The 7,634-nt window shown below is 45.5% G+C and carries 6 protein-coding genes; 4 read left to right on the top strand and 2 right to left on the bottom strand.

Annotated elements, in window-relative coordinates; all coding sequences use genetic code 11:
• Positions 1-34 precede the first annotated feature (34 nt).
• Complete coding sequence (locus tag EBR25_11785; GenBank protein ID NBW41664.1) at positions 35-2,365, bottom strand: hypothetical protein; 2,331 nt, start codon at positions 2,363-2,365, stop codon at positions 35-37.
• A gap of 363 nt (positions 2,366-2,728) precedes the next feature.
• Between EBR25_11785 and EBR25_11780 the strand changes: the two genes are divergently transcribed.
• Together EBR25_11780 and EBR25_11775 are read left to right on the top strand one after the other, a co-directional pair.
• Positions 2,729-3,493 (top strand): hypothetical protein, encoded by a 765-nt coding sequence (locus EBR25_11780; protein ID NBW41663.1) that lies wholly within the window; start codon positions 2,729-2,731, stop codon positions 3,491-3,493.
• A 48-nt stretch (positions 3,494-3,541) separates the two neighbouring features.
• A complete protein-coding gene (locus EBR25_11775) occupies positions 3,542-4,156 on the top strand; it encodes a uridine kinase (GenBank protein NBW41662.1) in 615 nt (204 codons plus the stop codon).
• A 109-nt stretch (positions 4,157-4,265) separates the two neighbouring features.
• On the opposite strand, the gene EBR25_11770 is transcribed toward EBR25_11775, so the two are convergent.
• Positions 4,266-4,892 (bottom strand): hypothetical protein, encoded by a 627-nt coding sequence (locus EBR25_11770; protein NBW41661.1) that lies wholly within the window; start codon positions 4,890-4,892, stop codon positions 4,266-4,268.
• A gap of 152 nt (positions 4,893-5,044) precedes the next feature.
• Between EBR25_11770 and EBR25_11765 the strand changes: the two genes are divergently transcribed.
• Together EBR25_11765 and EBR25_11760 are read left to right on the top strand one after the other, a co-directional pair.
• The gene (locus tag EBR25_11765; protein ID NBW41660.1) at positions 5,045-6,691 is read left to right on the top strand and encodes a hypothetical protein; all 1,647 of its coding nucleotides are present in this window, start codon (positions 5,045-5,047) and stop codon (positions 6,689-6,691) included.
• A gap of 197 nt (positions 6,692-6,888) precedes the next feature.
• Positions 6,889-7,634, top strand: a 746-nt coding sequence (locus EBR25_11760; GenBank protein NBW41659.1) for a hypothetical protein, incomplete at its 3' end; no start/stop codon positions are given.

The raw sequence follows: 7,634 nt of genomic DNA, 5'->3' as shown, positions 1-7,634 counted from the left end.
TGGGAATAGTGGGGAAGAGAGCGTGTACAGAAAATCACTGGCTACTCGAGAGAAGGTGCTTGAGTGTATTTTGTAATGGTTCAGCGGGAAAGCGGCCCATTTCAGTACAACTTTTGATATAGGCCTCAGTCCCTCGCTGGCGAATTTCAGTAGGTACTTTCCAAAGACGATATGTTTGAAGAGGGTTTCGCATCCACTGAGTAACCCCATATTCAATGAACTGATTTATTTCTCCATATGAGGCCTGCTCAAGCGAAATTCGAGAATGTCCGAGAGGACTAAACATTTCTTGTAATGACCTTTTAACGTGGCTAAAGGCGTTGTTCCCCTCTATATCTATCGTGCCAACGGCCCCGAAGATATGGCCCCCAACCTTCATGGCACGAATATCTTCAAGGATATTTGTTTCTGAATCTACATCGTTTCCTATTACAAGGCGCGCTTCTCCTATATTTCTCAAGATACGCCGCTCCACATACCACTCATCCACCCGATGAGGAAGTACAACAGCATGTCCTGAGTCAATGTTACTTAAGCCGTTTGTCATTGATTCAATTGCGAATAAATCAACATGTGAGGCTTGTTCAACGTATTGAGCGAGCGCCTCGAATCCAAAAAATGAGTTATGAGTTGCTAGAAAAACCCTTCGCTCGAGTTTATCGAGCCCTTCAATTAGCTGCTGAAATTGTGGCTCGATTTTTTCAAGAGGCAACTTTCCACTACCATTCGATGTATAGAGCGTTAAAGTAAAATCTGGATGTCGGTATGCATCAAGTTTTGAAAGCTGACAGAAGCCAAAGCCAGCCATTTTACGAAATTCTTGTGCGTTTTCTGGTAGCCATAAAATTTGTGCAGAAGGCTCTGCTCCAGATGTAAGCTCAGACAGTTTCTTCAAGGCATTCCAAGAAGGAAATCTCTCCGGATCTCCACTTGAAAGATCGGAGCAGATAAAGGTTCCAATGCCAGCAGTGCTTGAGCGAGATAAGAACTCTATGTCCTCTGGCGAAGGGAGTTTTGGGCTTATTAACGCATTAATTCCAGTATGCACGGCACCATGTGCGAGATACTGCTTTATGACTTCAACACCTGGATGTTGTTCGATTGCAGATATGAGTTCTTTGCCTAGAACCGATCTTCTCTCAGCTTCGTCAGGAGCTTGTCCCTCAGAGGCTACATAGAGAGGGCCCGGGGAAAAAGGCTTTCCTGACGAGACAGGAAGAGCACAAACCTTGCCCGAGCGAGTGATTACAAGGCCGCTTACTTTACGTGAGTGGGTGGTGATGAGATTTGTTAAATCACGCACCTCTTGGTGTGATAGGGCAGTAGTAGGAGAGTCGTTGATTTCGGAAGAATGTACGATTTCCTGATATGATACTGATTCCAGCTGCGGACCAAAAATTCGAGCACTCGTTTTATCAATGCGACGTTGCTCATAAAAATCTCCCTTGATTTTTACAGATGAGATCGGAATATCGTCCCGTTCGGTGACCAATTCCCACATTCTCTGCGTTGTTGGATCGCGGGGATTCTCCGCAGCCTTGGGATCAAAAAGCTTTAGCTTCGTCGCTGCAACGTGTTTCACGTCTGGATGAGTCGTATTCTCGTCAATAAGCAGAGTAAATCCTTGCTGAGCATGGAGGCCACTGGCGTATATTCCAAAACGGGCTTCGATCACAGAGCTCCGCTCTTCGGGTGGTTTAATAGGTCGATACTTAAAGAAAGCGCGCTTTCCATGTCGAATAACGGCACTCAGCTCATCCGGCGGTAATGACAGTACCCCCTCCGAGTAAAACTGAATATCACCAAGCGGAATATGAACCTGGCCATCTGACTCGCTATATTGGAGTGACTCTCGTGCTCGAATTCGTTGCTGAGCTAATGCATCTCCAAATTCAGTGGCATTAAGTGGGGTAGCCTCTTCGGGAATCAGTACTATTTCGCCAATTGACGATCCACGCTCAAGAGCGTGAGCAACGGGGAATACGAGTTTTCCGTTGCGTTCTGCGCTGAGGATGAATATCAAATCAGCTTCAACCGTTAATCCTTCGTTAGGTCCATAAGCGAACTCGGAGAATCTCAGATGTACACCACATTGACCAAGAGTGCTCTTTAATGCTGCTCGTTTTTGAAGTGCAGGATGGTCAATATCATTTCCATATCGTTCCATCAGCTTTAAAAAGTCTTCTCCAAGATCATAGGGACGAAGCTCGAGCATCATGTTTTTCGCAACCGCTACAGGGATATCAGTTTTCCCAGAAGCAACATTAAATACTTCTGACATCGGCTTAATCTCGAGCTGTCTGAGATCATCAACTAGTTGGAGGTCGCGCGCTGATATGACGGGGTGTTGGATGATTTCTGGCATCCCTCAATTCTACAAAAGCTGAGATGGCTATTCAAAAATTCTTTCGAGATTCATTGGGAGCAGTTGGCACGGAACAAGCCGCTGAGGAGGTGCCAGAGAAGGGGATAAGTGTGGCCCCTCACATGTAAAATTCCTGGCATTGACTGGGCTTCGTGGCTTTACGCTAACCAATTATTATTCCAGATCAAAATCGGTTCATCCCCGGTTATTTAATCTCTATCCTCAATCAGAGGCTATTTCGGGGAAGGATTTCCAACATCTTGGAGGTTTGATTAGTGTGTGCTCTCGCCTATAATTCGCCCTTGTTGACCATAATGACGATCAGTTTTATTACCGAGCCGGTCAACAAACAGGAGCGTTTCTATGAACAATCAGGGGTTAGCTCCCTTAGGGCTAGCAATCGATATTGATGAGACCCTAGCTGCTACGATAGACCATTGGCTCGGGCTGGTACGTGAGCGCTTTCAGGATCTACTTGATGTATCAATTCGTGACCTGAGTAATAATGAACTGATAAAGAGATTCGGATTCGCTCAAAACATTCCAGGGTGGGCGGGAACACCAGTCGTCGAACAATGGATAGAAGAGGCTTGCTACGATAAAAATATTATTAGTGAAACGCCACCGATAGAATATGCGAACGATACGCTGCAGGGGTTGGTTGCGTCCGGTCTCATTGAAGTAAAAGCTTACCTCACAATGCGTCCGACAGAGGTTGATCATGCCACTGCTGACTGGCTGCAACAGCACAATTTTCCTCATGCACCTCTTCTTTCTAAGCCAGAGAGCATAGCTATTCAGGATCGATATTTATGGAAGGCGCAGACGCTCTCCAATATGTTTCCAAGCATTGGAGGTATAATCGATGATCATCCAACAGTCGTAAGGATGCTTCCCAAAAGTTATCCAGGAACTTATTTTTTATTTGGTCACGAGGATAGAAAAGTCGAAGAGCTTGGAAGAGCGGATATCGACGTGGTGCCTTGTCCCGATTGGAAGGCGGTTGAAAAGGCGTTAACAGTGAATTTACACCGGTATCAAAAAAAGCTTGAGTTAGGAGATGGACTAAATCTTAAGAGTAGGACCGTTGAAAATCAAAGAGATATCTTGCCAGGACTTGAGCCTTAGGAGAGCTCTAGGCTAACGTTAAGACGAAAAAAAATATAACTGGTGGGAATGAGATATATTGTAGGAATAGCTGGCGGAACGGGTAGTGGAAAGACCACTTTTGCTACAAAGCTATCAGAGTCGTTTCAAGAGGGAGCTGCGCAGGTTCTTTCTGTAGACAATTATTATCGTTGTCAAAGGTCTTTGAGTCTCGAAGAGAGAGCGCTTGTCAACTATGACCATCCAGAGGCTCTGGAGCTTGATCTGCTTGGAGCCCACCTTAAAGAAATCCGTCAAGGAGTCGATGCGAATATTCCGCAATATGATTTTACGACTCATACGCGAAGAGAGAGTGGGACCTCGATCTCGCCGGGCAAAATATTGATTGTAGAGGGCATTCTCACTTTCTATCAAAGAGAAGTTATGGCACAGCTTGATTATCGAATCTTCATTGATGCACCAGGTAATCTTCGGTACGAACGTCGACTCAATAGGGATTTGCAAAGCCGAGGAAGAACGGAGGAGTCGGTTCAACAACAGTGGATGCAGAGTGTTGAGCCGATGTTTCGTGAGTTTTGTGCACCAACACGAGAGCTCGCCGATCTCGTGATTGATGGTGCGAGTTTCGGGAAACAAGAAGTGTATAGGGTTCGAGATCTTATTAATAAACAACTCGCACAGTGATGTATGCGACGATAATTGGCTCTTAGAATTAGTTGATTTATTAGAGAGACATTTTGTTGTTACGAAGAGGGCTTGCGTCTTTTGTGGATCTTGGTTCAGCAATAAGTGGCTAGAAGAGCTCAATGAGTTTTTGCGCTTCTCTACGGTCTTCCTCATGGATATGGCAAGAATCTATAAAGTGGAAATAGGGTCCAGGAGCTACCTCGATCTGTCGAGCGATATAGTAATGAAGAGCGATGAATTCTTGCAGATTCATCAGGAGTTTCTTGTAGGCATCAGATGAGTGCGCATGAATATGTGTCTCAAGAGCATCCTTCCTTATACGACACCAGACGGTGAGGGTGCATGGTGAGATCTCTTGCTCTTGGTCGACTGTTTTATCCCAAAGTGAAGCTACGGTTTCCCCAAGGATTCTCCCTGTCTTCAGCTTCTCTACGATATAACTTACTTGGGAGTTTGGTTCATCAAAGAGTCGATGATAATAAAGCTTCGTCCATTCATGCGGCACTTGCTCTTCCTTGTTGCCCGTTGTGATGAAGTTGTTAATAAGGAGCAGATCTTCAGCCGCCATGGGAAAGAGGGGATCTGGAGTTTCTAGGGATGGCTGTTCGAGCTTGATGAGTGTCGGCTCATCGCGAAAGTAGAAATCATTGTCTGTCTCAGAGCCCTCGCCAAGCAGGGCCGCAAGAGACATTCTCCAGGCTTCATTGGCATTTAATGTAGAGATTACAATCATATAAACACCAGCTAGAGGGTCTACGGGTAGTGGTTCGAGAGATGAGCAAGGCTATCTGCCGAGCCACTAGGGATACTTTTATTGCAATACTTTTGCTTAGCAAAACTCTACACCGTAGGCTCTAGTAACGGCAAGTTGTAGTCAGGATAGCAATGCAAGAGAAAAAATCGCGAAACATTCCAGCCAATGAGCGAACTCGAGAAACGCTAGAGCGATTAAGTGCTCTCGGAGAGCCTCAGAAGTATGTAGAAGAAGTCCGAGTACGGGGTCTGATGCAGAGGTGTGATGCAAGGTGGTATGCAAACAGAGTTTCACATACTGCCATGCGAGAAGAGCTTCTGGAGCATGGACTACCGATCGTTTCGACGCCTCTTACGGCGCCACTTCCTACTAAAGTGGGGGAACGGTTTGTAGGATGGTCATATAATATATATCTCGATTATGTAACTGGTGAGCATCATGCGGCTCTTATTTTAGGTGATACAAAGAAAGGAGCTTTGAGTGATCCTCAGGACTTTCCAGTTCGGATTCATTCATCCTCAAAGGTCAGTGATATCTTTTTTGGTAAGAACAGTGATTCCTACCAAAAATTCGAAGATGGAATGAAAGAGATCGTGAAAGCAGGTCGCGGAGTCATTTTATATCTTGAGCAGGATGGAAGGGGTCACGGAGCACCAACAAAGATACGAGCCCTCAACGAGCGGTATCAGTTTACTGAAAAGGGAGTAATCACTGAAACGACGCAAAATGGGCGGCCTCTCTCGGTTGAGGATGCTTATGAGCGTATCGGAGTTCAACGGGACAAGAGAGATTATGTTGTAGCAGCACATATTTTAAAAGATCTCGGTATAAACTCAGTAGCTCTTATGACGAATAGCGCAAGTAAAGTTGCAGCTCTTACGAGTGAAGGCATTTCGGTAAAACTCTGGGGTGATGAACATCAATTTCTTGGAAAAGAGCCAAATCGCTGGGTACGCAGAGATGATGAGTCAACTGAGTTCTGGGGAAGACTTGAGCAGCTACAAGAGCTGTGTGTTGATCGAGAGCTTGAAGCCAGTAAGCCGTGGGAATCCATTGCTGATAATCGTGCTAGACTGGAGCTTTTGAAAAAACCTTTAGTAAAAGAATTTGGCTCAGCACCTGTGCCAACAACCGAGGGTGATTGGACGTATTATGCCTTCGGTGACTACACATCAGGTGAAATCCATCGAATGCTTGTCTATGGAGATTCGAAAAATGGGTCACTTGGAGACGGAAATGATGTGTTGGTCCGAGTCCACTCTTCGTGCAAGACGAACGAAATCTTTCATTCCACGAACTGTGAATGCCAGGAAGAATTAAGAACTGCTATGGAGGAGATTCGAACTGAGGGTCGTGGAGTAATCGTTTATCTTGATCAGGAGGGCAGAGGAACGGGAATCGTTGGTAAGATGGCGCAGCTCCAAAACATGTTTACCTTTACAGAGAACGGCCATGCTGTTCCGCGGGTTGATGAATCAACCGGACGTCCAATACAGACTGTTGCTGCCTATGAAATGGCTAATTTCCCATCGGAGGTGAGAGATTTTACGGTAGCAACTCAGATGCTAAAAGCGGTAGGAGTAAACTCAGTTACAATGATGACAAATAACCCACTAAAAATTAGTATGTTAAGAGAAGGTGGGATTCCAGTTACTCCGAAAAAAATAGTAGTAGACATTAATCGACTTGCTGATGCTGAGATGTTGAAGAGAGAGCTTCTTGATAAGGCCGAATACCTTGGCCATGATATAGGCGAGGGTGACTTTTCACCGCAGTAAGCGACGTGTTTTTTAGGATGTTTTCTCGGCTCTTTCAGCCTAATTTCGATGGGTTACCGAGTTTCTATAACGCCGTCATCTTACGGAATCTTTAGTTCAGCCTCTTCTCTCCATTTGTGCATCAAATGACAGTAATGCAAGTGAGATAAAAGTTCTCACTTTCTCAACATTATTTCACTTTTAGGGTTATCTGAGCCATGCGAATACAATACTTCTTTCTTCCTATTTTCCTCTCTACGCTTATTGCGCCTTTCGTGTTGCGGCCATCTCAGGTCGTTGCGGAGCCAATGATAGAAGAGTATTCGGAGCGGAGTCTCACAAAGCGAGAGCAGCGCCGAAGAAGAGTCAGAAGGGCGAAGCGGGTAGTGAAAAAAAAGGGCGGTCTTCGTGTTTTGCCAGCAAGTGGAGAAGCGATTCGTTCAAGACGGAAGAAAAACCGGATGGCTATTGCAGCCAATGGAAGAGTTGTTTCGGGTGAGCCTCCTCGTTTAGTGGAACTCTCTTCCGACCCCGCGAACACCTTTTGGGAATCTGGTCTTGTAGACGCGATTGCAAATGACAGTGCATCCCAGGATCAATGTAATAGCTTTTGGTCAGGGAACAATGATGGTGACTCTGCAGGATTCGGAGCCTGCCAGATGGCAGAAGGGTTGGGTCGCGCACTTGAGATTGCTGCGGATGGAGGAACCTCTCTTTGTTACATGAAAAATTTTCCCTCAGAGGCAAATCTTCAAGCCGGTGGGCTAACCGTTGTCAGTGGGACGCTGCCAGATAATGATATCACCAAGATTTTTTCTCCGGGTGAGTCGATTAAACTCGTACAGGTGGATATTTCTAATTCTCCATCTTTTGGCGATGAAGAAGAGGGGGAACAAGATCACAGTATCTTTATTCGCGTCTCCCCGAATTCAGAGTCTTTTTTCTACAAGGCAGAGCTTTGGTT

This window comes from bacterium, assembly GCA_009926305.1.
Taxonomy (GTDB): domain Bacteria; phylum Bdellovibrionota_C; class UBA2361; order UBA2361; family RFPC01; genus RFPC01.
The sequence above is the reverse complement of the archived record's forward strand: the minus strand, read 5'-3'. Positions and strand labels throughout refer to the sequence as shown.

Bases quoted from the DNA above. Each gene is read 5' to 3' on its own strand.
- EBR25_11785 (NBW41664.1), bottom strand. From the start codon at position 2,365: ATGCCAGAAATCATCCAACACCCCGTCATATCAGCGCGCGACCTCCAA.
- EBR25_11780 (NBW41663.1), top strand. From the start codon at position 2,729: ATGAACAATCAGGGGTTAGCTCCCTTAGGGCTAGCAATCGATATTGAT.
- EBR25_11775 (NBW41662.1), top strand. From the start codon at position 3,542: ATGAGATATATTGTAGGAATAGCTGGCGGAACGGGTAGTGGAAAGACC.
- EBR25_11770 (NBW41661.1), bottom strand. From the start codon at position 4,892: ATGATTGTAATCTCTACATTAAATGCCAATGAAGCCTGGAGAATGTCT.
- EBR25_11765 (NBW41660.1), top strand. From the start codon at position 5,045: ATGCAAGAGAAAAAATCGCGAAACATTCCAGCCAATGAGCGAACTCGA.